We start from the raw sequence: 26,850 nt of genomic DNA on the forward strand, positions 1-26,850 counted from the left end.
GGGATGGTGTTTATTATGAAGAAAATCAGTGTTTTATTTATTTTATTTAACTTTTTCACATCCGCATTATACGCGTCTGAAAAACCACAAATTATCTCTGTTAATTTGGTTAAGTGTAACGGTTGTTCTGATCAAACAATCAGTTCTCATGCTGCATCAATGTATTCACTTTCAGGTGTTGGTGTTTACGAGGTTAATTATCTGGATATTACTGGGGGCATTTTATCGGTTACAACCGTCAATGTGACGCCAGTGAATGTTGGTAAGGATCGTTCCGAAACAGAGGTTAATGCTCATGTTGATTCTAGTGATAGTGAGATAAGTGGCAAATTAAAATCGGTCAGGGAATCGTATGAAAAGATAAATGATATCTTTAGACGAGGATACACGTTAGATAGTCGTTTTGCTTTTAAAGATGTATACCAAGCTTTGCTTGCCAAAGAAGCATTCAAGCAAGAAGTTGAGTTCTATATCCGAAATGCTGCTAACATTCTTAGAAACTTAGATAATGCTAAAGCAGCTGCAGCTATTATTGCAGGTAAAACAAGTGCCCAATCAAGAGCCGTTTTGGCAAGTGTTGCATCACATTCAATCAATAATACAAAAGTAACGTTTACTCTTTCTGATGGTACAAAAATTGAGGTCAAAATTGCTTTTCAATTCGTAGATGGGGAACTTACATTTGAAGTTGTTGATTTAGGGTTGGCATATACTGCTGATGGTCAATTAGTCCCTACGTCTAGTTTTCAAATGCAGAATCATGATGCGTCAGGCGTATACTCTTCGTCTTATATCCAATACCTTGGCACTTTGAATATAGATGTTACAGTAAATGGAAGTTTTGGTGGAGGTAGTACTTGCCCAACAAAATTAACTTGTAACGAAAATGGAACTGAGTGTGTTGCTGCGACTGTAAGTTGCGAATGAGTTATCCTTCAAAATTAAGGGTCATTCTGCCACTTATGAGACTGTAACTAATTTCTGTAATTGCCTATCTCAAATTAACCTCTAGATTGGGTAAGAGTAGGTAAGTGGTAACAATTGGGTCAGATATTACTTTTTGCATTGTAAATGTTCATTAAAATGAAGAGTGAATACACAACAAAACCAGCTAGATAGGAATCATTAGGTGCGTTGATAAAATACTTGGCGTGTTTATTTTGTATTTACTATAAAGGTGTGTAAAAACGTGACAAAAAGAAAGACCTGATAACAGCCTTCAATTGAACGAAACGATGATTAAATGAAGGCTTTAAATAAGAGTAACCTAATTGATTTGCCCAAATATCGGTAAACGAAAGGAGTGTGTTGGAGAACTCTATCTGATCATCAAAGTCGGCCTGCGGCTCAGATAACCTGCTTGAACAATAAGAAACGGCATGCCTTGGCGGCAGTGATTACAACATAGTGCCTGTTTCATCAATACCACAGGCTATAGACTCAATTTTCTTCGTGAGAATATTTAACGTGATGGCTATGAGCAAGCGCTGATTGAAAATGCTGCTTTGTAACTGACGCGATTGACGTTAAATTAAAAGATAAGCAGTGCATGCCCAATATCGCTGATTTGACTAAAACACTCATTTAGCACCGTGTACCTTCGTCGGGCTAGACTATTAAACAGTATGGGTATTTGGTGCTGGTAATGGGCAAGAGAACGCTCAGTGTTTAATCCATTGTGTAGTAAAGAAATAGCAATTTTTGATAAAAGTATGGGTAAATACCGATTTTAAAATAACAATCAACAACACTCTATAAAACAGGAACGACAAATGTATACAGGAATTAGTCAGGTTATTCGTGCTTTACCTGCATTCGCATTAAGTGTTTTTTTAGCCGCTTTATGCTTTACAGTTAACGTGTCTGCAAAAGAAAATACCCCACTCTCTGAACAAAGAAATCAACAACTAAAAAACCTTGTTCAACAAAGTACAATCCCGCAATTAATTCAGGCAATGAAAGAAAAACAGCTCACAGCAACTGAATTAACACAGTTTTTTATTCAGCAAATCGATGAGCTCAATCCTCAATTAAATGCTGTGGTTGCAATGAACCCCGATGCTATAAGCATAGCTATGCAACTTGATGAAGCGCTTAGTCATGGTAAGTTACGCGGCCCTTTGCATGGCATACCAATTTTAGTAAAAGATAATATCGAAACTGAGACTATGCCTACAACGGCAGGCTCGTTAGCATTAAAAGATAATTTTACGCACAGAGATGCGCCAATTATTGCCAAACTTAAACGTGCAGGGGCCATTATTTTAGGCAAAACAAATTTAAGTGAATGGGCCAATATGCGCTCTGAACGTTCATCGTCTGGGTGGAGTGCGATTGGGGGGCAAACGCGTAATCCCCATGATTTAAATCGTTCTACGTGCGGGTCTAGTTCAGGCTCTGGTGCTGCTGTTGCCGCCTTTTTAAGTGTTGCTGCGATTGGAACTGAAACAAATGGCTCTATTACGTGTCCGTCTTCTGCAAATGGTATTGTGGGTATAAAGCCCACGGTAGGTTTATTGAGCCGCCATGGCATTGTGCCTATTTCTCATACGCAAGATACAGCGGGGCCTATGACACGCTCGGTAATTGACGCGGCCATTTTACTGTCAGTTATGCAAGGTTTTGATGAAAAAGATCCCGCAACAAACATCGCAAAAGGGCACCTTAATTATGACTATACGCCAGAGCAAAGTGCCATCTCATTAAAAGGCAAGCGTTTAGGTGTACTGTATGCTGCGCCACTTGCTCATGAGCAAGTTGAGTCACTTTTTAACCAGACTAAACAGATGCTCGAACAAGAAGGTGCTTTATTAGTTGAGGGGTTATCGACAGAGCCATATGATCATTTTTATCAAGATAGTTATGATGTTTTACTCTATGAGTTTAAAGCGACTTTAAATGACTACCTTGCTCAACTGCCAAACGAATATAAATCGCTGACACTAGAAAAGTTGATCCAGTTTAATCAAGCTCACGCTACTAAGGAGATGCCTTACTTTCAACAAGAAATATTTGAAAAGTCGCAGCAAAAAGCAACGTTAACCGACGAGAAGTATCTAACAGCATTACAAAAAGTGCATCAAGCAACCAGAGCAGATGGCTTAGATAGAATGCTTAAAGAACACAATCTTGATGCAATTATTACTGTGACTTTAACACCCGCGTGGTCAATAGACCGTATCAATGGGGATCACTTCACGGGCAGCTTTTCTACTTACCCGGCTGTATCTGGCTACCCTCATTTAACGCTGCCTATGGGTAAAGTGCATCATATGCCCGTTGGACTTTCTATTACGGGGGGTGCATTGAGTGAAAAAGAGTTGATTGCAATTGCGCATCGGTTAGAGCAATTGATTGGATACAAATACAATTAATTTGTAGTGCCTCCCCTGAAAATATCCTTTCAGGGGAGGCACAAATACAAGAGTACTTAATTACTGTGGCGTTGTTTAGGTACTTTAATTTTAAACAACAGTGTATAAAGCACTGGCACGACAATAAGCGTCAGTACTGTCGCAAAACCAAGCCCAAACATGATTGTGACCGCCATTGATTGGAAGAATACGTCAAATAAAAGTGGGATCATTCCTAAAATAGTCGTGATCGCTGCCATAGCGACTGGGCGCACACGACTAACGCCTGAATCAAACACGGCTTGATAGGGCTCTTTTCCGCTATCGAGTTCGAGGTTAATTTGATCCACTAATACGATGCCGTTTTTAATCAACATGCCACTTAAGCTCAGTAAACCAAGCAGTGCCATAAAGCTAAACGCTGCATTCATTAATAACAAACCTGCCGATACACCAATGATTGCCAGAGGCACTGTGGCCCAAATAACCAGTGGTTTTTTAACTGAGTTAAACAGCAATACAGTAATTGCAAACATTGCCAAGTAACCAAGCGGTAATGAGCCAAAAATCGCTTTTTGTGCTTTGCTTGCTGATTCAAACTCACCGCCCCATTGCAACTCGTAGCCGTGTGGCAGGTCAATCGCTTCAATATCTTTGCGGACACGGGCAAACAGCTTCGCAGGTGTTTCATCACCAATCACATCATGGTCTGCCATGACAGTGATAGTGCGTTTTCGGTCACGGCGCATAATTAAACTGTCTTCCCATTCAACAACAAAGTCATCAACTACTTGCGTAACTGGCACAAAGACTCCCAATACAGGGCTGTATATTTGTAAGTCGCGCAGGCTTTCGACATTTAACCGCTCTTCTGCAGGCGAGCGTGCAATAATGGGCAGCATTTGCGTGCCGTCTTTATACACGCCGACCTGTTTACCCGATAAGCTTGTTAATAAAAGCTGATCAAGATCAGACTTAGCAATCCCTAAACGGCGTGCTTTTTGTTCGTTGAACTGCGGACGAATAAGTTTAGAGCGAGCACGCCAATCATCACGAATATTAAAGGCACCAGCGTCTTGATGAAGAATGTCTTTTGCTTGCTTAGCGAGCTGACGCAGTACGACAGGATCAGCGCCTGAAAAGCGCGCTTCAATTTTTGCATCGGTCGATGGCCCAATTTCCATGCGTTTAACTTTAAGCTGCGCATCGAGAACATGTTCATGTTGGTAGTCGCGCACTTTTTTGATCATGGCTGTCACGGCCTCACGATCTTGTACACGAATAATCAACTGTCCATAAGCTGGGTATGACTTTTCTGGCGCGTATGTCAGCATAAAGCGAGGAGCACCTTGGCCAACCGTGGTGGTCACTTCTTCAACGAGAGGGTCGGCTTGTAGAAACGCTTCAAGTTTTGCTACCCCGTCCATCGTGGTATGAATATCGGCACCTTGAGTATGCCAGTAATCGACATAAAACATGGGGGTGTTCGAGGCCGGAAAGAATGATTGCTTAATAAACTTAAAGCCAAATACCGCACTAACGAGCATGATCACCATGAGCAATAAGGTGGTTTTACGGTAACGCATTGCGTAATGCAAAACACCTTTATACACATTGAATATGATACCTTGATAAGGGTCTTCATCGTGGTGAGGCTGTTTTTCCGTAGCTTGTTTAAACATTAAGTCAGCAAAGAAAGGCGTGAGTGTAATCGCCGTAATCCAACTGAGTAATAACGAAATAAACAACACCCAAAATAAGCTACCTGCAAACTCACCACTGGCATCCGAGCTTAAACCAATTGGGGCAAATGCAGTAACCGCAATCACGGTTGCACCCAATAATGGCCATTTAGTTTGATCAACAATATTGGTTGCAGCTTGTAGTTTAGTTTGCCCGCGCTTTAAATTAATAAGAATACCTTCGGTAACAACAATCGCGTTATCAACCAGCATACCGAGCGCAATGATCAGAGCGCCGAGCGAAATCCGCTGTAAATCAATGGCAAACAGCTTCATAAAGATAAAGGTGCCGAGTACGGTTAGGAGTAAAATGACACCTATTAGTACACCGCTTTTAAAGCCCATAAATACCAGCAACACCACAATGACGATAGCAACGGCTTCAAGTAAGCTAATAATAAAACCACTGACAGACTTTTCGACTTCTGCTGGCTGATTATAAACACTATTAATTTCTATACCGTGTGGGCGTTGATATTCTAACGATGCTAAATGCGCGTCTATTTTAGCGCCCACATCAACCACGTTTACACCTGTGCTGAACGACACGCCTACAAGGAGTGCTTGCTGCTGATTAAAGCGAATAATGTTGTTTGGTACTTCTGCATACTCTCTAAATACCGTTGCAACATCACCTAAATATATAAGCTCGTTTTCACCCGGCTTTGAAATTAATAAGTTTTCAAGCTCTTTAACGTCTTTAAATTCACCGGTGGGGTGTAAACGAATTGATTCATCGCCAACCCGTACTTTCCCCGCGTTAGAGACACTATTTTGGGTTTGCAAAAGCTGGTAAATACGGTCTGGCGAAATACCTAATTGTGCTAATTTTCGGGTTGAAATTTCAACCATTACCTGTGCTTGTTGCTCACCGCCAACGGTTACTTTGCTTACGCCCTCAACCAGCACTAACTCACGTTTTAAATAATCAACGTAGTCTTTTAACTCATCATACGAATAGCCATCACCCGTCACGGCATACATCACACCGTAAACATCACCAAAATCATCCATAATTTTACTTGGGTAAACACCCGAAGGCATTGCGGCGGCTTGGTCGTTAATTTTACGACGCAATTCATCCCAAATTTGGCGAAGGTCTTGTTTGCGGTAATTACTTTTCATCTCAACGGTAATTTGTGATTTACCGGGCGACGAAATACTGGTGACATAATCAACATAGGGTAATTGTTGAATTGCATTTTCAATTGGAAAAGTAACTTCTTCTTCAACTTGTTGTGGTGAGGCACCTGGGTACAGAGTGATCACCATTGCTTTTTTCAAGGTGAACTCAGGGTCTTCAAGTTGCCCTAAACCAAAATAAGCCACGGTGCCGCCTATTAGCAAAAACAGTGCGAACATCCAGCTTATAACTTTTCGCTCAATAGCAAGTGCAGCAAAGCTCATTATAAGCCTCGCTCTTTTTGCCATGGACGTACTTTCATGCCTTCCTCTAAGGAATGCACACCTGCAGCAACCACCATTTGACCTTGCTCAATACCTGAAAGCACTTCAATACCGTTGCGGTGTAATTGGCCCACTTTAACCGCTTTTTTATGAACTAAACCGGTGTTTTCGTCATACAGCCATACATAGCTATTATTTTTTTCAGACTCTGTTGGCTCTGAAAACACTGCCTCAACAGGCAGCAGAATATACGCTGATTGTGAGTGGGTGATTTTGCTTAAATCAATATCAACACGGCCTGTCATTCCCGCAAGAAGATTAAAGTCTTCAGGCACTGGCAGCGAAAACACCACTTTGTATGTAAGGGTGGTTGGGTCAGCTTGGGTATCAAATTCTTTTACGGTGAGTTGGTACGACTTGTCTGGGTAGCCATCAAAAATAACATCAGGTTGGTAGTTAACGTCTTTATCAATGCGTGCAATGAGTTTTTCAGGCACTTGGATAACCACATCCATTAAGTCGCGGGTTTCAAGACGTAATATGTTTTGCTTTGCTTGGATATTTTCAAAGTTCTTCACAAAAACTTTTGCCACAGTCCCCGCAAAAGGGGCGCGAAGTTCACTGTTATCTAAATTGGTTTTTGCAATTTTTAAAGCAGACTCTGCCACTTGCTTATTTGCCAGTGCTTGGTCTAGCTCTGCTTGGCTTGCGATGGAGCGATCAAATAGTTTTTGAACGCGTTCAAGTTGCGAGTCAGCAAGCTCAAAACGTGCTTTTCGCTCTTCGTACTGAAGCTGAAAATCTTCTGGATCAAGTTTGGCAAGAAGTTGGCCTTTTTCAACATGTTGGCCAGCAAGTGCAGGAAACTCAAGTAATTCCCCATTAACCCTAAAGGCCAAGTAAGACCCTTGGTTGGCAACGACTTCTGCAGGAAAACTACGAATAGCCTGATCTGACTGACTGTTGGTATTGAAAAGTTTAACAGGGCGTATGACCGGCTCAGCGTTGCTTTGCGCAGTTTGCTCTGTACATGCCGCAAGTGACCATAATACAGTGGTGAATAACACGGCGGATGCCAATCTCATTGTCTTCTCCATAGATATGAAAGCATAAATTTGCTGCAGGATACGCTGCAAAGATATAAAATAAAAATTATTAAATTTTAGAAACATCATTAATTTTATTAATAGGGTTTGCGGTTAATGAATTTAAATCAATTAATTATTTTAGATGCTATCGTGCAAAGCTCTAGTTTGAGCCAAGCGGCGGTAAAGCTTCATAAAACACAACCCGCCCTTACAATTGCCATCAAGAAGCTAGAGTCTGAACTAGGCTTTGAGTTATTAGACCGTGCACACTACCGATTACATTTGACTGAAAAAGGGCGTATTTTTTATCGAGAGGCGCGTCAGTTGCTTAATGCTAACAGTGAGTTAAGTTCGTTAGCTAAAGAGCTTGCACTCGGTAATGAAGCTAATTACCGAATTTGTTATGAGCAGCTGTGTCATCAACATAGTTATAACCAAGTCATTAGCCACACTTTCAAGCGCTTTTCGAGCACCGAGTTTAGTATTTCGTCTGGTAAACGCTTTGTTTCGCTAGAGCAAGTAAATAGCCATCAAGCAGATTTAGGAATTGGCCCATGGTTTGATTTGTTTCATGCGACGGGTGATCTAGAAAGTTTACCCATTGGTAAATTTGACATTGGAATTGTGAGTGCGCCAGGTGTCGTGCCAGCTGAAATTAGCTTTGCCGACATTCAAAATTACCCGTGTCTGGCAATGTTTGAGAGTGACTTAAGTTTTGATAGCGACAGACTCTCTTATACGCTAGGGTCTGCCTTGATGAAAATTGATGATATAACCAGTGTTAAATCGTTTTTGCTTTCTGGGGCAGGGTGGGCAATGATCAGTTTACAGCACTGTCAAAGTGAAATAGAAGCAGGTCTTTTACAGCAAATAAAAATTACAGATCGAGAGCACCAATTTGGTGCAGAAATTCGTGTATTTAGACAGCACTCCGTGCACCATGGCCCGGTTGCGAGGGCTATTTGGCAGGCATTTAGTGAAGTAAGTAAACAGTATTTGGATTCAATTCGTGCAACAAGCAACTAAAGAAGAACTCATTTATACGGTTATAGCCTCTATTCCAGAGGGAAAAGTAGCCAGCTACGGGCTGGTAGCTGGTCTTGCTGGTTATCCTAATAATGCAAGACTGGTGGGACGATTATTAAAAATGATGCCAAGCGATTCTAAAATTCCATGGCATCGGGTGGTCAATAGTCAGGGCAAAATATCCTTCCCTGAAGGCACACCTAAACACCGTGAGCAACGTCAAAAACTGATAATAGAGGGTGTCACCTTTAACAAGTCAAAAATTAATATGCGTATACATCAATTGGACTAAGCCACTACGCCTGCTATAAATATATAAACCCGCCTCAATACACGTATAAACTAATAGATAGGTAGTGGCATACGCAGCCGATAAGTACAAATACATGCCATATAGCGTGACTGTAATGTCGCGTTTTAGCGCTGTAAAAGAAAGTTCCCAAGCTATAAGCAATGCCGCCTGCGAGTAACCACCACAACGCATTTGGGTCAAGATTCAAATATAAAGGGTAAACAAGAGCAAGTGCAAACCAACCCATCAATAAGTATGTTGTGAGCGATATTTTTTTATTGGTATGCTTTACAAGCAACTTATAAATTACCCCGCCAATGGCTAAAGACCAAATAAACACTAATGCGGCCACTGCCCACGCGCCCGACAACGAAATAACTAAATAAGGCGTGTAGGTACCCGCAATCAGTAAGTAAATTGCACAGTGGTCACACTTTTTATAAATAGCACGCAGGCGCTCTTTTGTACTTGCGTGGTAGAGCGTTGAGGCTAAAAAAAGTACCAATAAGCTTGAGCCATACACAACAGCACTCACGGTGGCTGATATTGCGTTTGATTGTGACACTAAGTCCCACAGTACATACACAGAAAATAGGACACCTAAGCCATGTGTGAGCACATTAAGTTGTTCTTCTTGGCGTGAATAAGGAAACGCAGTTGTCATAGACCATCTAATAAAAATGAATTAAAAAACAATTTAAGTGTACAAGTGTACGCTGAAATTATCAACGCTTATTTTTTCACTAAAAGTTGGTTAAAAAAGTAAATTTCATTGGTTTTATTAACCAATGCTGAATAAGTGTAAAAATAAATAATCTATAAAATTTATTTAAAAACAAGTTCTTATAAATTATTTTCATGATGGCACAACCTTTGATTATGTAATTACGACTAATTACTTAAAGAGACAAGGAATATCATTATGAATAACTCACTAAAACTTACGACTGCTGCGTTACTTGTATTAGGGTCTGCTCAAGCAAGTGCTACTGACTTTGAATTAGACATTAGTAACACCATCACACAAACCATTAAGAGCTATGTTCAACAAGCAAGTATAGAGCTTAAGCAAAGTGTGAATAAAAGCATTGAGTTTGATGCTCAAAAATTACTTGAAAGTTACATGGGTGATGCGGATACCGCTTCAAAAGAAGCCGTAACGTTGGCTGCAAAAACATCTGAAGTAACTAACAAGCAGTAAGGAGGCAGGACAATGAGTAGTGAAATCAGCTTATTTTTACTAATGGTTGCACCTGTGTTGAGTTTACTCAGTGCGTATGCATCAATCGAGTTATTTCGTAATGTTGCACAATGGTTCAACTTTTAGGATAGGAAATAGAATTAAGATTTCATGAAATATTGATCGGCGGACTAAAAGCGCACGTAACTAAAGGCATGTGGTTTTTTGATAGTAGACTTTATGAAGCGTGCGATTTTTCCTTTACCGGTTTTTATTTTACCTGAAGGGTACACAAAGCTAAGAATCTTTGAACAGCGTTACTTAACCATGGTAAAAGAAGCTGTTAAAGACAACACCGGATTTGTGCTTTGCACATACCAACACGACACAGAGCTTAATCTGCCTGAGTTCGGTTGTATGATGCAAATAACCGATTTTAATCAAGATGATAGCGGGCAGTTACTCATTGATGTGTATGCAGAGCATGCCGTGTCTATCAATCAACCATTTTATGATAAACAAGAACTTCGTCATGCTGATGTTGAGCGCGTGTCGAAACCGAGCTGGTATGTAAAATCAGTCGTCACCGATGAAAACTTATTGCTAAGCCATACGTTGCAAGCTGTATTTGCGAATCAACCTGATTTAGCTGCACTCTATAAAGCCCCTCAATTTGATAACCTTGCGTGGGTTGCTGCGCGTTGGCTCGAAATATTACCCATTTCACTAGTTAAAAAACAACAACTTGCCTTTAAATCTAACTTTGAAAATTTGCTAAGTTTCCTCCATACTTTGATTAATACCGAATTTACTGATTAATGTGATCTGTTTGTTGTCGATCTGCGTAATGTACGTAACGACAATAATTGGATGACATTAAAATGGTAAGTCAACAACTTCAAACAGGTTGTAAACCTAACACAGGTCAATTCACTGCCATGCCAGATACACCAAGCAAAGAGCTTGCAGATGCATTATTTGCAGTTGCAACGCACCGCGATAAACGGGCGTTTGCGCTGTTGTTCCAATATTTTTCGCCAAAAATAAAGCGCTTTGGAATTAAACAATTTGGCTCTGAAGCGCAAGCGATGGAGCTTGTGCAAGAAACGCTTACTTCAGTTTGGCGCAAGGCACATCTCTATCACAAGGACAAAGGGGCCGCAACGACATGGGTTTATACCGTGATGCGCAATGCTTCTTTCGACATGCTAAGAAAAATGAAAAGCAGTAGAGAAGAGTGTATCAGCGAAGATATTTGGCCACTTATTGATGAAGCGACTCCGGGTCAACACGAATTTAGCGACCATTTAGAAGACAAACAAATTAAGCAGTACCTTAACAAGCTGCCTCAGGCGCAACGTGAAGTTGTACGTGGGGTGTATTTTCAAGATATGTCGCAAGAACAACTTGCAGAGCATTTAAATATTCCCGTAGGTACAGTGAAGTCTCGTCTTCGCTTGGCCTTGCAGAAGTTACGCAACGAAATGGGAGACCAACATGATTAAGCACCATCCTTCTAACGACATTCTCATGCAGTTCTGCGAAGGCAATTTGCCAGCATCGTTGAGTATCGCTGTCGCTATTCATGTTGAAATGTGCCCCGTGTGTAAAAAAGAGATTGCAGCACTCGAAGCCAAACAGGCTGATAATGTATTTGCAGGATTTGATGCTGATAGTGAAGATTCATTTGATGCAGGCTTATTCGATGCAATTACGGCAGACGATGCAATCGACGAAATTTACGAGCAAGCCCCCATTACGGTTGATGTTAAAGACAAAACTTACACATTGCCTCGCGCCTTAACACGTATTGGTCACAGTAACTTTATGCAACTTGGTAAGTTGGCGCGCTCACGCATTGACATAGACGACGGTGCTTTAAGAGCCAGTCTTTTACATATTGATGCAGGGGGTGAAATTCCAGAGCACACACATACTGGATTTGAGCTAACCTTACTACTAGAGGGTGAGTTTAGTGATGAAGAAGGCAGTTACGTACCTGGAGATTTTATGATGCTTGATGGGCGTCATAATCATACGCCTAAAACGGCGCAAGGGTGCTTATGTTTTACGGTGGTGAGCAGTGCTCTACACTTTAACAAGGGTATCAGCAAATTACTTAATCCAATTGGTAATTTGATTTATTAGTAGGAACTTTATGCTGCAATCGACAATAAAAATAGGTATTAGTGCTTGCTTAGCAGGCGATAAAGTGCGTTTTGATAGTGGTCACAAAAAATCAAACTTTTGCATGGATGAGTTAGCTAATCATGTCGAGTATAAAAAGTTTTGCCCTGAAGTCGCGGTTGGTTTGCCAATACCGCGACCGACCATTCGCCAAGTGCGTGTTGGTGACACGATAAAAGTATGTCGACCAGATGGCACGGGCGATGTTGGCCCTAAACTGACCGAGTATGGTAAGCGCGTGGCAACAGAACAAACTGCTGAGTTAAGCGGTTTTGTGTTTTGTGCTAAAAGCCCAAGCTGTGGCATGGAACGGATTAAAATTTACAATGAAGCGGGTACCGGAAATACTTCTGAGGGCGTTGGTTTTTTTGCTGAGCAAATTATGGCTCACAACCCGCTACTACCCTGTGAAGAAAACGGTCGCTTAAACGATATGCACCTGCGTGAAAACTTTGTCATGCGGGTCTACACCTACAAACATTGGCAAACGCTTAATGAGCAACCCATTACTGTGCACCGTTTAACGCAGTTTCATGCGCAATATAAATATTTGCTGATGGCTCATAATTACGAGGCGTATCGAAACTTGGGTAACTTACTGGGCACGTTTGATGGCGAAGATATTAATGCGCTTGCGAATGAGTACATTTTGGGACTAATGACCGCATTAAAGAAACCTGCTTCGCGAAAAAACAATGCCAATACCTTAATGCACTTGCAGGGGTATTTTAAAAAGTCGCTCACCAAAATTGAAAAGCAAGAGCTTCGCGATGCGATTGATGAGTATCGAAAAGGACTTGTTCCTTTGTACGTACCGCTTACCTTAATTAAGCACCATCTAAAAATACATCCCAATGAATACCTTGCAAAGCAAGTCTATTTTGACCCTTACCCGAACGAACTAAAATTACGCTACGGAATTTAATGAAGACATTATTTTGGTTTAGGCGCGATTTGCGCCTTTTTAATAACGACGCTTTATATCGCGCTATCGACAATGGATGCCAAGATGCGGTGTTTTTTATAACCGAAAAACAATGGCAACAACATGATGTAGCACCTATTCAGATTGATTTATTAAAGCGCCGTTTAGCATTTTTAGGGCAACTTTTAGCAGACAAAGGCATTACATTACACCTTATTGATGCACACGATTATTCGGGGTGTGTTGATAAGCTCTCTGCGTTTTGCCAACAGCATTCTATTGAAAGTGTTTATGCAAATAATGAATACGAACTCAATGAAGTTGAACGAGATAATGCATTTTTAGCTAAAGCTGATGCGCTAGATGTACATTTTTACAGCTATGATGGTGATGTTATTGCCCCACCAGGCAGTATTAAAAACCAAAGTGGCGAGATGTTTAAAGTGTTCACGCCTTTCAAAAATGCGTGGTTAAAGCAGTTTCAAGATACGCATTTTTATTTTGCCGAGCCTCCTAATATGCCATCTGCAGTTCAGTGGCAAGAAAATGAATTATTAACCTCTGACGGCAGCTCCGAAAAATGGCCGGTTGATGATGAAACGCTAAGCCATGTATGTGCACGCTTTATCGACGAAAAGCTTGGTACGTATCAGGAACAACGTGATATCCCAAGTATTAAAGGCACCTCAGGTTTAAGCCCTTATTTAGCGCTGGGCATTATTAGTGTTCATCAGTTGCTGGCGCTCATTCAGCAGCGTCATCCCGATGTATTGAAAAATGCTAAAAGTAGTCTGTTTTGCTGGGTAAACGAGTTGATTTGGCGCGAGTTCTATCGTCACCTGATCGCGATTTATCCAAATTTGAGTAAATACGCCAACTTTAACGATAAATACGATGCGGTAGCATGGCGCGACGACGAACATGACTTTAATGCGTGGTGTGAAGGTAAAACCGGCTATCCGCTTGTGGATGCAGCAATGCGACAATTATTGCAAACCGGCTGGATGCATAACCGGTTGCGAATGGTGGTTGCTAGTTTCTTAACTAAGCACCTCCTTATTGATTGGCGCAAAGGCGAACGCTTTTTTATGAAACACTTGATTGATGGCGATCTGGCGTCAAACAATGGTGGATGGCAATGGGCTGCTAGCACAGGGTGTGATGCACAACCTTATTTTCGTATTTTTAATCCAATTACCCAAAGCGAGCGCTTTGATCCAGATGGTGAGTTTATCCGTAAATATCTACCAGAGTTGGAAAAAATACCTGCGAAACACATTCACTTCCCACATGACTACTTAGCTAAACAGGGAAGTAAAAGCAGTTATTGGTCTCCAATAGTTGATCATAAAGCGGCGCGAGAGCGTGCGTTGAACGCGTTTAAGGTGTGATATGGACAAGGCGACCCTTGACAGATTTATTAATGTTTATCAAACACTCAATAAAGACAATTTGCATCTGCTTGATGAAATCTACCATCAAGATATCCAGTTTTCAGACCCCCTTCATGCAGTGGATGGTTTAGCCGCTTTACACGGCTATTTTAAAAATTTGTACGCTAATGTTATTTCCTGTGAATTTAACATCACTGATGTCGAGCACACGACCAACAAAGCCTTTATTTATTGGACAATGTTTTACCGTCATCCAAAATTAAACAAAGGTAAAAAAATAGCGGTGGAAGGGCACAGTCGGCTCGTTTTTTCTAACGAAAAAATTATCCAACATCGCGATTATTTCGATGCGGGTGCCTTACTGTACAGACACATTCCGTTACTTGGTTCAGCAGTTCGTTTCATTGATAAAAGAGCGAGTGCATAATGACAACACTAATTACAGGCGCGACATCTGGCATAGGTGAAGCGCTTGCGTATAAATACGCAGATGCTGGCGAGCAGGTTATAGCCTGTGGTCGTAACACCGACAAGCTTGCTAAATTAAGTGCCCACAGCAACATTGAACGTTGTGAGTTTGATGCCACAAACTTGCAAGACATTCGTTCAAGCACCGTGGCCTACACACAATTTGATCGCGTTATATTAAACGCAGGAAATTGTGAATATATTGATGATGCGCGTAATTTCGACAGTGCATTATTTACCCGCGTTGTAACAACAAACTTATTAAGCATGGGCTACTGCTTAGAGGCCTTGCTGCCAAAAATTAAGCCGGGTGGCCAGTTGGTCATTGTCAGTTCAAGCGTTACATATTTACCCTTGCCACGAAGCCAAGCCTATGGCGCCTCTAAGGCGGGAGTCAGTTATTTGGCCAACAGCCTTGCTGTTGATTTAAATGATGTAGACGTGACCTTGGTTCATCCCGGATTTGTGAAAACGCCTTTAACAGATAAAAACGACTTTCCTATGCCCATGGCGGTTAGCGCAGAAAAAGCAGCTAATTACATATACAAAGGGGTTGAAAAACGACGTAAGGAAGTGCATTTCCCTTATCGATTTACCCTCATTTTAAAATTATTACGAATGCTTCCTACGCCATTATGGCTGAAGCTTGCAAAAGGATTATCACGTTGAAAAAAGTGGCCGTAATTGGGTCGGGTATAGCTGGTTTAAGCTGTGCTCACCTACTTCATAAACATTATGATGTAACAGTGTTCGAAAAAAATGACTATATAGGCGGTCACACTGCCACAATTGATGTCAACGTTGACGGTGTTGATTATGCCGTTGATACAGGCTTTATTGTGTTTAATGATAGAACCTATCCATACTTTGAAAAATTGCTCGACCGATTGGGTGTGCAACGACAAAAAACGCAAATGAGTTTTAGTGTGCATAACGAACAAACAGGCTTTGAATACAATGGCCACACTTTTTTTAGTTTATTTGCACAAAAGCGAAATATCTTTCGTCCTAAGTTTTGGAAACTACTCAAAGACATCGTGCGTTTTAATGATGTGTGTAAGGCGTTACATGCAGAGCAAAATTATCAACCTAACCAAACGCTAGGCGAGTTTTTAGATGAGCATGATTTTAACGAATTTTTTCGTTACCACTACATCCTGCCTATGGGAGCTGCAATTTGGTCGACCAGTATTAAAGAAATGACCAAAGTGGGAACAGAGTTCTTCGTTAAGTTCTTTTATAACCATGGCCTTTTAGATATTACCAACCGCCCTCAGTGGTATGTTATTCCGGGAGGGTCTCGTGAATATATCAAGCCAATGATTAAAGGTTTTGCAGACAAAATTCGTCTTAACAGTAATATTAGTTCTGTATCGCGTGGTGAAGAGTGTGCCCATGTTCATTTTGATGACGGTCACAGCGAAACGTTTGATAAAGTTGTTTTTGCGTGTCACTCAGACCAAGCTTTAAAGCTCTTGTTAGACCCAACTGAGGATGAAAAAGCGGTACTTTCTGCGATTCCATACACAGCGAATTCGGTGGTATTGCATACCGATATCTCTTTGCTTCCTAAACGTAAGGCTGCCTGGGCAAGTTGGAATTATTTGCTTAATAACAACACAGACAAAGCTGCTGTGGTTACTTACCAAATGAATATTTTGCAAGGAATTGAAAGTAAACCACAATTCTGTGTGACCTTGAACCACTTAGAGGGAATTAACAAAGACAAAATCTTACGCGAATTTATCTATCACCATCCTGTCTTTAACAAAGAATCTATTGCTGCCCAGCAGAAAAAAGCGCTGATAGATGGCCATAAAAACAGCTATTTCTGCGGTGCCTATTGGTACAATGGTTTTCATGAAGATGGTGTAAGAAGTGCCGTGAATGTTGCTAAACAACTCGGAGTTGAGTTTGAATAGTGCTATTTACATTGGTGATGTTCGACATCGGCGTTTTGCAGTAAAAGAGCATCACTTTAAATACCCGCTCTACATGATGTGGGTCGATTTAGCCAAGCCAGAGGAGCTGAATAATATTCATCCTTGGCTTGGTTGTAATGGCTTTAAACTATTAAAGTTTAAACAAAACGATTATTTTAACTATCAAACCAACATGCAGTTATCATTGCAGCAACGCGCACTGGATAAGCTTGCAGAACTGGGGGTTAACACAACGTTTAGCCATGTTTATATGCTGGGGCAAATGCGCTGTTTTGGCATTTACTTCAGCCCCGTAAATTTTTTCTTTTATCAAACCCCCGATGGCAATTTTACACACATGCTTGCAGAAGTGAGTAACACGCCGTGGAATGAACGTCATTATTATGTCGTACCTTTAGAAAAAAAAGTGAACTTTAAAAAGGTTTTCTCCGTATCACCTTTCATGAACTTAGATATGAACTATCATTGGAATGTCAGACTTAATTCTGATAACGCTATGATTCATATTGAAAATAAAAAAGACGACACTCTTTTGTTTGATGCAACACTTCGTTTGCAAAGGCAAGCCCTGACTAAAGAGCAGGTTAGTGCCGTGCTGAAACAGTTTCCAGCGATGACGTTGAGTATTTTTAAAGGTATTTACATTCATGCGCTGAAACTATTTTGCAAACGTGTGCCCTTTATTGGTCACTCAGGCAAGCAAGAGAATTAAAATTAGGTGATGTGATGGAAAAAGTATCAAATTTAACGCAATCCTCTACAACAGGTTGGTTGTCAAAAATTTATAAGAAACTGGTGACAGGTGCGTTCAGCAGTATCGACATAGGCTGCATCACATTAATTGATGGCAACGAGCGCGAACAGTTTGGTAATCCACACAGTTCGCTCAGTGTTACGGTGACAGTAAATGACGCCGCAATGTATAAAATGTTTGCCATGTCGGGCAGTGTGGGGGCTGGTGAAGCGTATATTTTAGGGTATTGGGATTGTGATAACTTAACGCAACTCATCGAAATATTTGCCCTCAACCAAGACAAACTAGACGCTTTTGAAAAAAAATTCGCTTTTTTAAGTGGCATTGCTCACCGAGTCAATCACTTAAAAAACAAAAACTCTGCATCGGGTTCTAAAAAGAACATCGCAGCGCATTACGATTTAGGCAATGATTTATACAGCGCATTTTTAAGTGACGAAATGCTTTATTCATGCGCGGTGTATCCATCGAAAGCAGCGACGCTAGAACAAGCACAAACACACAAACTCGCACTTATATGTGAGCAAGTCGACTTGCAACCTGGCGATAAGGTCATTGAGATTGGAACCGGGTGGGGGGCATTTGCTATCTATGCTGCAACGCATTTTGATTGCCATGTCACAACCACCACTATTTCTGATGAGCAGCATGATTATGTTGCAGAAAAAATAAAAGAATTAAATTTAGAGCACAAAATAACGTTGCTTAAACACGATTATCGTCTCCTTGAAGGCCGCTACGATAAGCTTGTCTCTATTGAGATGATTGAAGCTGTGGGTCACGAGTATTTGCCTGGCTTTTTTGCTAAGTGTCAGTCACTGTTAAAAGCTAATGGGGCAATGCTAATACAAGCGATCACAATTGCGGATCAACGCTATAGCCATTACTTAAAGAACTCAGATTTTATACAGCAGTATATTTTCCCCGGCGGTTGTTTGCCATGCTTAGATGAAATGAACAAGCAAATTAAACAGCAAACTGACATGGTTGTTCACAGTGTTAAAGACATTGGGGTGCATTACGCCAGAACGTTGGCTGACTGGCGTGAACGCTTTGTGGCAAGCTGGCCTGAAATCGATAAAGTAAAATTTGATCAACGCTTCTATCGTTTGTGGCTATTTTATTTGGCTTATTGCGAAGGCGCGTTCAGAACGCGTTCGATTAGCACGGTTCATTTGGTTGCTCGTCGACCTCGTTTTGTTCACTCAGGCGATGACATTGCGCTCAATTATTAATTTCGTGTTGTTTCAGGGAGTGTGGTTTATGGCCTTACTCCTTGAGCAACAAGCCATTATTCCAGCTTTAGGCGTTGTTGGATTGATGATCTATCTTTCCGAGCAACGCAAGCAAGACCTTTTGCTTCTAGTGTGTGGCCTGCCCCTTGCGTTAGGCTTTGAATGGCTTGCGACATCCTTAAACTTACTGAGTTTTAAAGTCTACCCCTTTCCATTTTGGCTGGTACTCCTTTGGGGAGCATTGCTTTTAACCATCAATACTTCAATGCAGTTTCTACAAAAGCTTCCATGGTATTTAGGGTGGCTTGTATGCGCTCTTTTTGCACCGGGTAGCTATTATGCAGGGGCGCGTTTTGGTGTTTTAAACATCGATATATCGCTTTGGATGTTCTGGTTGTGTTATGGCATTAGTTGGGCCTCGATGTTCATGGCACTTATTGTCATAAACAAACGCTATTTAACCTCAAAATGATCACTTAGCCCCTGTGATGCGTAGTGTCTACAAGATATGTTTTAAGGTATAGAACAATGAAATACAGACTCGCATTACTCCTATTTTCCTCACTGGTATTAATGACAAACGCTAACGCTACAGGTTTCAAAACTGTAGGCCAAGCAAAAATGGAATACTTGTTTTGGGATGTGTATAACGCAAAACTAGAAACGCCCACAGGACACTATGTTTTTGGCCAGCACCCAACCAAACTCACTTTAACGTATCTGCGAGATTTTTCGGCAAAAGATATTGTTAAGGCCACTAATGAGCAATGGCAGCATTTGGGCTTTGATGAAATGGTTGGTGCCTTTGATACTCAATTACTTGATTTATGGCCAGATATAAAAGAAAACGATTCCTTGTCATTTGAAACAAACCAACAGGGAATCGGAACTTTTTACTTCAACAACGAAAAACTCGGTGCTATTGAAGATGAAAGGTTTGCTGATAATTTTTTAGCAATTTGGCTTAGTGCCGACACAACAGAGCCTTCACTCAGAAAACAGCTTATAGGAGGGAAACATGATTAAGCTCAAAGCAATGTTCATTTCAGCTATGGTATTTTTAGTCGCGAGTTGTTCAGCCCCTGATGTTGATTATTATAAAGGGACAGAGCCAGAATTTAACTTTAAACGTTTCTTCAGTGGTGAACTTAAAGCGTACGGCGTTGTTCAAGACCACAAGGGCGAGTTAACGCGTAAGTTAGTTGTTGATATGCAAGCAAGCTGGCAAGGCAATCAAGGGGTGATTGATGAGCAGTTTGTTTATGACGATGGGGAAACGCAAACTCGCACTTGGTATATCACTCTAAATGATGACGGGAGTATTTCAGGTACCGCTTCAGATGTAGTGGGTGAAGCGAAAGGGGATAGTAACGGCAGTGTGTTTCATTGGACTTACTCGGTAGAACTTCCTTATAACGATAGTACTTTAGTTGTAAACTTCGATGATTGGATGTACTTGGTAACACAATCGCGCTTGATTAACCGTACCGCTATTGATAAGTTTGGTGTCGAGGTTGGGGAAGTAACCTTGGTTATCGAGAAAATCGAATGATCGTTTAGCTGTCATAAAACCTTTTGGAAGATGGTTAAATTCAGTCTTTATTAATCCTGATGTCACTAAGTTAGTGATAGACAGTTAAAATGTAGCCATTTTTGAATAATTTACGTAAAAATAGCAATTTGCTGTTGCTAACTTTTCAAAAATGCATAAAGATAGGTTTTGCGAAGGCAAAATAATAACGAATAGGAATCTAACAATGAATAAAGCTCAATTAGTTGAAAAAATCGCTACTGATGCAGAAATCTCAAAAGCGGCAGCAACGCGTGCACTAGATGCATTCACTGGCGCAGTTACTAACTCTCTTAAAGAAGGTAACTCAGTAGCATTAGTTGGTTTCGGCACATTCTCGGTAAAAGAGCGTGCAGCGCGTACTGGCCGTAACCCACAAACTGGTGCAGAAATCCAAATCGCAGCAGCAACTATCCCAAGCTTTAAAGCGGGTAAAGGTCTTAAAGACCAAGTTAATCCTTAATAAGAATAAGTACTTATTAATTAAAAAAAGGGCTAGTAGCCCTTTTTTTGTGTCTGTAATAAAGCGGTAAAGGCTTATGCCTTTAACGCCTTATCACCTCGACCAATGCCGACCGCACCCGAACGCACGACTTCAATTAAGTCTGTTTCATGGCGAAGCGTGTCCAAGAACGATTCTATTTTCTCGGTACTTGCGACAAGCTGTAATGTATAGCTGTGGCGGCCCATATCGAGTATGGCACCTTGAAACACATCGACAACGCGCGTGACTGCGGCACGGGTGTTTTCATCTTGAGCAAAGACTTTAACTAACAATAACTCACGCTCGATGTGTGCCATTTCTGTTAAATCAATGATTTTAAGTACATCCACAAGTTTATTTACTTGCTTTGTGATTTGCTCAACAATGCGGTCATCACCCATTGTGGTGATAGTGATACGTGAAAGTGAGTGGTCATCAGTGGTGCCCACTGTCAGGCTATCAATGTTGTAAGCGCGCTGTGAAAATAAGCCAACAATGCGAGACAGTGAACCTGGTTCGTTTTCTAATAAAATCGATAAAATACGGCGCATTATGCTTTTACTCCTTTACGTAACCACATGTCATCCACAGCCCCTAGCTTTATTTGCATTGGGTAAACATGCTCTTTTTCATCAACACAAATATCTAAGAATACTAATCGGTCGTTAATCGACATCGCTTTGTCAATGGCTGGTTGTAGTTCATCAATATGATCTACGCGAATACCGACATGGCCATAGCTTTCAACCAGTTTTACAAAATCAGGTAATGATTCCATGTACGATGATGAGTGACGCCCTGAATACATCATGTCTTGCCATTGGCGAACCATGCCTAGTGAACGGTTATTAAGTGACACGACTTTCACAGCAAGGTTATATTGCAAGCAAGTCGAAAGCTCTTGAATATTCATTTGAATCGAGCCATCACCGGTAACACAAATTGATTCTTTGTCTGGGAAAGCCAGTTTTACACCCATAGCCGCAGGCAAGCCAAAGCCCATCGTGCCAAGGCCTCCAGAGTTAATCCATTGGCGCGGGTGTTTAAACGGGTAGTACTGAGCTGCAAACATTTGATGTTGGCCTACGTCAGAGCTGACATACGCATCGCCATTGGTTGCTTTGTAAATTGCTTCTATAACCGCTTGCGGTTTAATTTTATCGCCATCGGTGCTGTAGCTCAGACACTTTTGCTCTCGCCAGCTAATAATTTGTCGCCACCAATCCTCTTGTGCAGAACGGTCAATCGCAATGGAGCTTTTATCTATTGCGCTTTGTAATTGTTCAAGTACCGTTTGTAAGCAACCAACGACAGGAATATGTGCTTTTATGGTTTTTGAAATCGATGTAGGGTCAACATCAACATGAACAATAGTGGCGTTCGGGCAGAATTTTTTTACATTATTGGTTACCCGATCATCGAATCGTGCCCCTAACGCTAAAATAACGTCGGCATGGGCCATCGCTTTATTTGCCTCTAGACTGCCGTGCATACCCAACATACCGATAAAGTTAGGGTGTGTGCCGCTAATACCACCTAGTCCCATTAATGTATTTGTAATGGGGGCATTAAGTGACTCTACAAGATGGGTTAATTGCTCTGATGTATTCGAGAGAATAATGCCGCCACCAGAATAAATAACAAGCTTTTTCGCTTCTAGAATGGCAGTGACAGCTTTACGAATTTGCTTTGAATGACCCTTGGTATTTGGGTTGTATGTGCGAAGCTCTGTTGTTTTTGGAAAATCAAATGGAAATTTAATGGCTGGGTTTAGCATGTCTTTTGGCAATTCAACCACAACAGGACCAGGACGCCCTGTGCTGGCTATGTAGAATGCTTTGGCAAGAATGGCCGGGATTTCCTTTGCGCTTCGACAGTTAAAGCTGTGCTTTACAATCGGACGAGAGCAGCCAACGATATCGGTCTCTTGAAAGGCGTCATCGCCAATCAGTCCTGTGGGTACTTGACCAGACAACACAACCATAGGAATGGAGTCCATATAAGCGGTAGCAATACCGGTAATGCAGTTTGTTGCTCCAGGACCCGAAGTTGCAAGCACCACACCGACATCGCCCGTTGCTCGGGCATAACCATCGGCCATATGCGTGGCTGCTTGTTCATGACGTACTAAGATATGTTCGATATCATCTTGTTGAAAAAGTGCGTCGTATAAATCCAGCACTGACCCGCCTGGGTAGCCAAAGATATATTTAACCTTTAATTCTTTAAGTGCCCGAACAACAAGTTCGGATCCATTATATTCTGCTGTACTCATCCTCATTCCTCTGTGTGCTAGCTACAAGAGCATAAAAAAACCCCCGCAAATGGCGGGGGTTTTTAAAAGCGTGCTTTCATCTTTTAATACGTCCCCGCTGGGCTTTTTACTAAGACCAGTACGAGTACATTGACGACTAAAAGATGGCTGCGAAAATTCATTGTTTTTTTCTTTATAAAAAATAACAGCCGACTAGACGGCTACTGTTTAAAATTTGTTAGGGTTATTTTTAAGCCTTTTGGAAACTGATGTCAACCGCAAAAGCATCTTTTTGCATTAATTTTTCTTTTTTGACGCGGTAATTTGTATTTATTGCATCTAAATTCATTTTTAGCACGTATATTAAGGTGTAACTATGCATTAAATTGTTCGTGTGGCAAGCGTTAAGTGTCTGTAATAAATAACCTAAGGTCATGTTATTTATGCATAACTTAGCTATGATTAGCCATATACGAAACTGGGGTAGGGTATTAATTGTGAGATTTATTAATTATTTAGCAGGCGTGTGTTTGTTGTCGAGCTTTTCGGTGTTTGCAAAGCCTGTAGCGACTCATGATATTGGCTTGATCAATAAAGAACAAATAGTGTATTGGCTGAAAAAACGCGGTGAACTTAATCAGCGCGACGAGCAAGCTGCTTTAGAAGACTATATTGGGCAAGTGAATACAGCTCAACGCGTTGCGATTAAACCCAGAGTGTTAGACCCCGCAAAGGTGCACAATAAAGCAGTGCTTGATAATAAGTTCACAAATTTTGTATCGTTAATCCCAACCGATGACAAAACAAACGTTAAAGTATTGGCAATCTTAATCGACTTTCCTGACTTGCCTTACGACAATAATCAACTCACTGCTGAAGATACACCCATGTACTACAGCGATTACAGCCAAGCTCACTATCAACAAATGCTCTTTAATGACACATCGTACCCGGGACCATCGGGTCAATCGTTAAACACGGTTCATCATTATTATCAACAAGCATCAGGTGAAAGCTTTGCATTTACAGGAGATGTTTATGGGTGGGTGAGTGCAGATAAGCCGGCTAAGTTTTACGGTGAGCGAGAAGGTGACATTCGTGATCTAAACGCCCCAGATCTTATATTAGAAGCGGTAGAAAAAGCCGTTGCAACCTTTAATATTAATTTACAAGACTACGATTTAACTGATCTCGATGATATTGATGGTGACGGTATTACAAACGAACCTAATGGGATTATCGATCATGTAATGGTGTTTCACTCTAGTATTGGGGAAGAAGCGGGTGGTGGAGTACTGGGCACCGATGCTATTTGGTCACACCGTTTTTTCGTTACAAACAATGCGAACCAACCCGCTGCTGTTGCTGGCAGTAATGTGAAATTATTTGGCTACACGATTAATCCCATCGATGCGGGAATTGGGGTTGTTGCTCATGAGTTTGGTCACGATCTTGGATTGCCTGATGAATATGACTTAATGGGCAGCGCAATTGGTGAACCTGTTGCGTCTTGGTCTATTATGGCCGGCGGGAGTTGGGCTGGGTCGCCAAGAGGTTCAGCGCCAGTGATGTTTAGTGCGTACGCGCTTGACTACTTGCAAACACGTTACAAAGGAAATTGGCTACATCAAACCGAAATTGACTTAGCCGACGTAAATACAGACTCTGAACATAATTTAAAAGCGTCGAGTAGCTTTAGTTCTGGCGTAAATCAGTTAAAGGTCACCTTACCCGCTAAATTAGAAAGCTTTAAAGCACCGTTACAAGGGCGCTATCAGTATTACTCAGGTAAAGGGAATGAGCTTGTACACAGTTACAAGCAACGCATTACATTACCCTCTACTGCTGGCAGTACCGAGCTTGCGTTGTTATCACATTTTAGCATTGAACAAGACTACGACTATGCACAAATTAAAGTAAATGGTGTTGCACTTGCTAATAGCTATACCAAGGCGATAAACCCACACTATGGTGACATTGGTCCTTATTTAAGTGGCGACTCGCAATTTAAAGATGGCGCAAAGTTGCCGCACGGTCACCTTGATATGCGATTTGATTTGTCTGCTTATGAAGGGCAAACAATCGAGCTTGAAATTACGTATGTCACCGATGTGAACATACACTTTTATGGCATTGTGGTTGACGACTTAACTATCACACAGGGGAATACCGTTGTATTTAAAGATGATGCAGAGCAATCATCAATCGCTCAACTAGCAGGTTTCTCACGTATTGGTGAGTACGTTTATCAGCAACCAACACATTACTTTTTACAGCTAAGAGATTATGCCGGCATTGACAGTGGCCTCCAGTTTGAGTCTTACTCTCCAGGGGTATTGTTGTGGTATGTTGACCCTGCTGAGCAAAATAACAACACAGCTTCTCACCCAGGTGAAGGCTTTGCACTTGTGGTTGATGCTGACCAAAATACGATTCGTAAGGGCACAACATCAGGCCCTGCCAATACTGATATTCAAGTGCGCGATGCGGCATTTAGTTTGTATGATCAACGCCAGGGCTTGGGAGATGAGCACCTATTAGCAATTAGCTCATTTTCAGATGCTCAAGATTACAGCTTCCCTATTCAGCCTGCGTCGGGGGTTAATGTACCTTCATTGGGCTTCGGTTGGCGCATTGTGTCGCAAGCAACGGATAGCAGTGAAGTGAATGTAGAGCTTAACTATGATGCAACTTCTGGTATTAGTGCCCAACGTAGCGACCGAGATGTGTCGTTTAGTATCAACGGTCTTATTTTAAATGAAACCGATACTTTTCTGTGGTCGTTTGGTGATGGCGAGCAGTCAACGGTGCTCGCGCCAACCCATCAATATGCAGAATATGGCCGCTATACTGTCGTTTTTGAGCGTACGACTGAGTCAGGAGAGGTTACGCGGTTAAACAAAGAAATTATTGTTAGTGAGCCGCTAACACTTAGCCTTTCGGTTACAGCGAATGAAAATGGTTTACTGGTTGCGACAGCCACTGCACAAGGGGGCATTGCACCGTATCAGTATAGCTGGGATTTTGCCGACGGAGGTGCTGCATCAACGGCAACGGTCAGTTATCAATATGCGTTGTCGGGTAGCTTTGATGTGAATGTCACGGTGGTTGATGCCAACATGGAGTCAACATCTTCGCAATTTGCAGTCACTGTGGATGTGCCTTTAAATGCCAGTGCTCGGTTTAATGCACAAGGTTTAAACGTGCAGTTTTCAAGTCAAATAAGTGGTGGTACAGGGCAATATCGCTATCAGTGGGACTTTGCCGATGGCAGTACAAGTACCTCAGCATCGCCGACACACCAATACACAAATGAGGGGACGTACGCAGTCACGTTAACAGTAACAGACACCCAAACGCAGGCTGTAAAACAAACAAGCTTATCAGTCACGGTTGTTAAAACACAGAGTAATTCGGGATCAAGTGGCGGGGCTATCTGGTGGTTATTACTGATTTTTAGTCCGCTGATTATACGCAGGTACGGCAAATTTTAAGCATTAAAAAGCCAGTTAAAAAACTGGCTTTTTTATTAGTTAGCATACAGCTAA

General features: G+C 41.5%; 25 protein-coding genes. 20 read left to right on the forward strand and 5 right to left on the reverse strand.

From position 1 onward, the window contains the following. The first annotated feature begins 15 nt into the window (after positions 1-15). Positions 16-927 (forward strand): hypothetical protein, encoded by a 912-nt coding sequence (locus ACSSVW_RS01225; protein WP_454178665.1) that lies wholly within the window; start codon positions 16-18, stop codon positions 925-927. 845 nt (positions 928-1,772) lie between these two features. Further along, positions 1,773-3,374, forward strand: a complete 1,602-nt coding sequence (locus ACSSVW_RS01230) for an amidase (protein WP_454178666.1) — start codon at positions 1,773-1,775, stop codon at positions 3,372-3,374. 56 nt (positions 3,375-3,430) lie between these two features. Here ACSSVW_RS01230 and ACSSVW_RS01235 read toward each other — a convergent pair whose 3' ends face one another. Further along, on the reverse strand, positions 3,431-6,502 hold the full coding sequence (locus tag ACSSVW_RS01235; protein ID WP_454178667.1) for an efflux RND transporter permease subunit: 3,072 nt from the start codon (positions 6,500-6,502) through the stop codon (positions 3,431-3,433). Continuing rightward, positions 6,502-7,587, reverse strand: coding sequence for an efflux RND transporter periplasmic adaptor subunit (locus ACSSVW_RS01240; protein ID WP_118844866.1), 1,086 nt, complete (start codon positions 7,585-7,587; stop codon positions 6,502-6,504). Before ACSSVW_RS01240 ends, ACSSVW_RS01235 begins: the two co-directional genes overlap by 1 nt. 117 nt (positions 7,588-7,704) lie before the next feature. On the opposite strand from ACSSVW_RS01240, the gene ACSSVW_RS01245 reads away from it, so the two are divergent. Next, positions 7,705-8,616, forward strand: coding sequence for a LysR family transcriptional regulator (locus ACSSVW_RS01245; protein WP_065979037.1), 912 nt, complete (start codon positions 7,705-7,707; stop codon positions 8,614-8,616). Beyond that, positions 8,600-8,908, forward strand: a complete 309-nt coding sequence (locus tag ACSSVW_RS01250) for an MGMT family protein (protein WP_454178668.1) — start codon at positions 8,600-8,602, stop codon at positions 8,906-8,908. The genes ACSSVW_RS01245 and ACSSVW_RS01250 overlap by 17 nt, the downstream gene beginning before the upstream one ends. Before the next feature lie 34 nt (positions 8,909-8,942). Here the strand turns inward: ACSSVW_RS01250 and trhA are convergent, their stop codons facing one another. Beyond that, positions 8,943-9,572, reverse strand: coding sequence for a PAQR family membrane homeostasis protein TrhA (gene trhA / locus ACSSVW_RS01255; RefSeq protein WP_454178669.1), 630 nt, complete (start codon positions 9,570-9,572; stop codon positions 8,943-8,945). Between the two features lie 258 nt (positions 9,573-9,830). Here trhA and ACSSVW_RS01260 point away from each other — a divergent pair, with 258 nt between their 5' ends. From ACSSVW_RS01260 to ACSSVW_RS01330, 15 genes are all read left to right on the forward strand, one after another. Continuing rightward, positions 9,831-10,109 carry a hypothetical protein gene (locus ACSSVW_RS01260; protein ID WP_051501856.1) on the forward strand — a complete coding sequence of 93 codons (279 nt, stop codon included), beginning with the start codon at positions 9,831-9,833 and terminating at the stop codon, positions 10,107-10,109. 219 nt (positions 10,110-10,328) lie between these two features. Then, on the forward strand, positions 10,329-10,907 hold the full coding sequence (locus ACSSVW_RS01265) for an LON peptidase substrate-binding domain-containing protein (RefSeq protein WP_182396522.1): 579 nt from the start codon (positions 10,329-10,331) through the stop codon (positions 10,905-10,907). 62 nt (positions 10,908-10,969) lie between these two features. Then, on the forward strand, positions 10,970-11,593 hold the full coding sequence (locus tag ACSSVW_RS01270) for a sigma-70 family RNA polymerase sigma factor (RefSeq protein ID WP_036972027.1): 624 nt from the start codon (positions 10,970-10,972) through the stop codon (positions 11,591-11,593). Continuing rightward, entirely contained in the window at positions 11,586-12,236 is a 651-nt protein-coding gene (locus tag ACSSVW_RS01275; RefSeq protein ID WP_454178670.1) for a ChrR family anti-sigma-E factor, read from the forward strand. The genes ACSSVW_RS01270 and ACSSVW_RS01275 overlap by 8 nt, the downstream gene beginning before the upstream one ends. Positions 12,237-12,246: 10 nt before the next feature. Then, entirely contained in the window at positions 12,247-13,200 is a 954-nt protein-coding gene (locus ACSSVW_RS01280) for a YbgA family protein (protein WP_036972023.1), read from the forward strand. Beyond that, positions 13,200-14,591, forward strand: a complete 1,392-nt coding sequence (gene phrB, locus ACSSVW_RS01285) for a deoxyribodipyrimidine photo-lyase (protein ID WP_454178671.1) — start codon at positions 13,200-13,202, stop codon at positions 14,589-14,591. Before ACSSVW_RS01280 ends, phrB begins: the two co-directional genes overlap by 1 nt. Before the next feature lies 1 nt (position 14,592). Next, a complete protein-coding gene (locus ACSSVW_RS01290; RefSeq protein ID WP_036972020.1) occupies positions 14,593-15,021 on the forward strand; it encodes a nuclear transport factor 2 family protein in 429 nt (142 codons plus the stop codon). Beyond that, entirely contained in the window at positions 15,021-15,731 is a 711-nt protein-coding gene (locus ACSSVW_RS01295) for an SDR family NAD(P)-dependent oxidoreductase (protein WP_182396524.1), read from the forward strand. The genes ACSSVW_RS01290 and ACSSVW_RS01295 overlap by 1 nt, the downstream gene beginning before the upstream one ends. Next, complete coding sequence (locus ACSSVW_RS01300) at positions 15,728-16,984, forward strand: NAD(P)/FAD-dependent oxidoreductase (protein WP_454178672.1); 1,257 nt, start codon at positions 15,728-15,730, stop codon at positions 16,982-16,984. The genes ACSSVW_RS01295 and ACSSVW_RS01300 overlap by 4 nt, the downstream gene beginning before the upstream one ends. After that, complete coding sequence (locus ACSSVW_RS01305) at positions 16,977-17,717, forward strand: DUF1365 domain-containing protein (protein WP_454178673.1); 741 nt, start codon at positions 16,977-16,979, stop codon at positions 17,715-17,717. The genes ACSSVW_RS01300 and ACSSVW_RS01305 overlap by 8 nt, the downstream gene beginning before the upstream one ends. A gap of 14 nt (positions 17,718-17,731) precedes the next feature. Beyond that, positions 17,732-18,994, forward strand: coding sequence for an SAM-dependent methyltransferase (locus ACSSVW_RS01310; RefSeq protein ID WP_075593257.1), 1,263 nt, complete (start codon positions 17,732-17,734; stop codon positions 18,992-18,994). 28 nt (positions 18,995-19,022) lie between these two features. Next, positions 19,023-19,466 (forward strand): DUF2878 family protein, encoded by a 444-nt coding sequence (locus ACSSVW_RS01315; RefSeq protein ID WP_454178674.1) that lies wholly within the window; start codon positions 19,023-19,025, stop codon positions 19,464-19,466. A 56-nt stretch (positions 19,467-19,522) separates the two neighbouring features. Continuing rightward, a complete protein-coding gene (locus ACSSVW_RS01320) occupies positions 19,523-20,020 on the forward strand; it encodes a chalcone isomerase family protein (RefSeq protein WP_421420334.1) in 498 nt (165 codons plus the stop codon). Then, complete coding sequence (locus tag ACSSVW_RS01325; RefSeq protein WP_036972006.1) at positions 20,013-20,546, forward strand: DUF3833 domain-containing protein; 534 nt, start codon at positions 20,013-20,015, stop codon at positions 20,544-20,546. Before ACSSVW_RS01320 ends, ACSSVW_RS01325 begins: the two co-directional genes overlap by 8 nt. Before the next feature lie 205 nt (positions 20,547-20,751). Next, positions 20,752-21,027, forward strand: a complete 276-nt coding sequence (locus tag ACSSVW_RS01330; RefSeq protein ID WP_036972004.1) for an HU family DNA-binding protein — start codon at positions 20,752-20,754, stop codon at positions 21,025-21,027. Between the two features lie 74 nt (positions 21,028-21,101). Here the strand turns inward: ACSSVW_RS01330 and ilvN are convergent, their stop codons facing one another. Together ilvN and ACSSVW_RS01340 are read right to left on the reverse strand one after the other, a co-directional pair. After that, a complete protein-coding gene (gene ilvN, locus ACSSVW_RS01335; RefSeq protein ID WP_036972002.1) occupies positions 21,102-21,599 on the reverse strand; it encodes an acetolactate synthase small subunit in 498 nt (165 codons plus the stop codon). Further along, complete coding sequence (locus ACSSVW_RS01340; protein WP_075593260.1) at positions 21,599-23,323, reverse strand: acetolactate synthase 3 large subunit; 1,725 nt, start codon at positions 23,321-23,323, stop codon at positions 21,599-21,601. The genes ilvN and ACSSVW_RS01340 overlap by 1 nt, the downstream gene beginning before the upstream one ends. A 476-nt stretch (positions 23,324-23,799) precedes the next feature. Here ACSSVW_RS01340 and ACSSVW_RS01345 point away from each other — a divergent pair, with 476 nt between their 5' ends. Beyond that, on the forward strand, positions 23,800-26,796 hold the full coding sequence (locus ACSSVW_RS01345; protein ID WP_454178675.1) for an immune inhibitor A domain-containing protein: 2,997 nt from the start codon (positions 23,800-23,802) through the stop codon (positions 26,794-26,796). Positions 26,797-26,850 lie beyond the last annotated feature (54 nt).

It is taken from the genome of Pseudoalteromonas sp. MBR-15, from assembly GCF_053628915.1.

Excerpts from the sequence above, each read along its gene's own strand:
- ACSSVW_RS01225 (WP_454178665.1), top strand. The coding sequence starts at position 16 with ATGAAGAAAATCAGTGTTTTATTTATTTTATTTAACTTTTTCACATCC.
- ACSSVW_RS01230 (WP_454178666.1), top strand. The coding sequence starts at position 1,773 with ATGTATACAGGAATTAGTCAGGTTATTCGTGCTTTACCTGCATTCGCA.
- ACSSVW_RS01235 (WP_454178667.1), bottom strand. The coding sequence starts at position 6,502 with ATGAGCTTTGCTGCACTTGCTATTGAGCGAAAAGTTATAAGCTGGATG.
- ACSSVW_RS01240 (WP_118844866.1), bottom strand. The coding sequence starts at position 7,587 with ATGAGATTGGCATCCGCCGTGTTATTCACCACTGTATTATGGTCACTT.
- ACSSVW_RS01245 (WP_065979037.1), top strand. The coding sequence starts at position 7,705 with ATGAATTTAAATCAATTAATTATTTTAGATGCTATCGTGCAAAGCTCT.
- trhA (WP_454178669.1), bottom strand. The coding sequence starts at position 9,572 with ATGACAACTGCGTTTCCTTATTCACGCCAAGAAGAACAACTTAATGTG.
- ACSSVW_RS01260 (WP_051501856.1), top strand. The coding sequence starts at position 9,831 with ATGAATAACTCACTAAAACTTACGACTGCTGCGTTACTTGTATTAGGG.
- ACSSVW_RS01265 (WP_182396522.1), top strand. The coding sequence starts at position 10,329 with ATGAAGCGTGCGATTTTTCCTTTACCGGTTTTTATTTTACCTGAAGGG.
- ACSSVW_RS01270 (WP_036972027.1), top strand. The coding sequence starts at position 10,970 with ATGGTAAGTCAACAACTTCAAACAGGTTGTAAACCTAACACAGGTCAA.
- ACSSVW_RS01275 (WP_454178670.1), top strand. The coding sequence starts at position 11,586 with ATGATTAAGCACCATCCTTCTAACGACATTCTCATGCAGTTCTGCGAA.
- ACSSVW_RS01280 (WP_036972023.1), top strand. The coding sequence starts at position 12,247 with ATGCTGCAATCGACAATAAAAATAGGTATTAGTGCTTGCTTAGCAGGC.
- phrB (WP_454178671.1), top strand. The coding sequence starts at position 13,200 with ATGAAGACATTATTTTGGTTTAGGCGCGATTTGCGCCTTTTTAATAAC.
- ACSSVW_RS01290 (WP_036972020.1), top strand. The coding sequence starts at position 14,593 with ATGGACAAGGCGACCCTTGACAGATTTATTAATGTTTATCAAACACTC.
- ACSSVW_RS01295 (WP_182396524.1), top strand. The coding sequence starts at position 15,021 with ATGACAACACTAATTACAGGCGCGACATCTGGCATAGGTGAAGCGCTT.
- ACSSVW_RS01310 (WP_075593257.1), top strand. The coding sequence starts at position 17,732 with ATGGAAAAAGTATCAAATTTAACGCAATCCTCTACAACAGGTTGGTTG.
- ACSSVW_RS01315 (WP_454178674.1), top strand. The coding sequence starts at position 19,023 with ATGGCCTTACTCCTTGAGCAACAAGCCATTATTCCAGCTTTAGGCGTT.
- ACSSVW_RS01320 (WP_421420334.1), top strand. The coding sequence starts at position 19,523 with ATGAAATACAGACTCGCATTACTCCTATTTTCCTCACTGGTATTAATG.
- ACSSVW_RS01325 (WP_036972006.1), top strand. The coding sequence starts at position 20,013 with ATGATTAAGCTCAAAGCAATGTTCATTTCAGCTATGGTATTTTTAGTC.
- ACSSVW_RS01330 (WP_036972004.1), top strand. The coding sequence starts at position 20,752 with ATGAATAAAGCTCAATTAGTTGAAAAAATCGCTACTGATGCAGAAATC.
- ilvN (WP_036972002.1), bottom strand. The coding sequence starts at position 21,599 with ATGCGCCGTATTTTATCGATTTTATTAGAAAACGAACCAGGTTCACTG.
- ACSSVW_RS01340 (WP_075593260.1), bottom strand. The coding sequence starts at position 23,323 with ATGAGTACAGCAGAATATAATGGATCCGAACTTGTTGTTCGGGCACTT.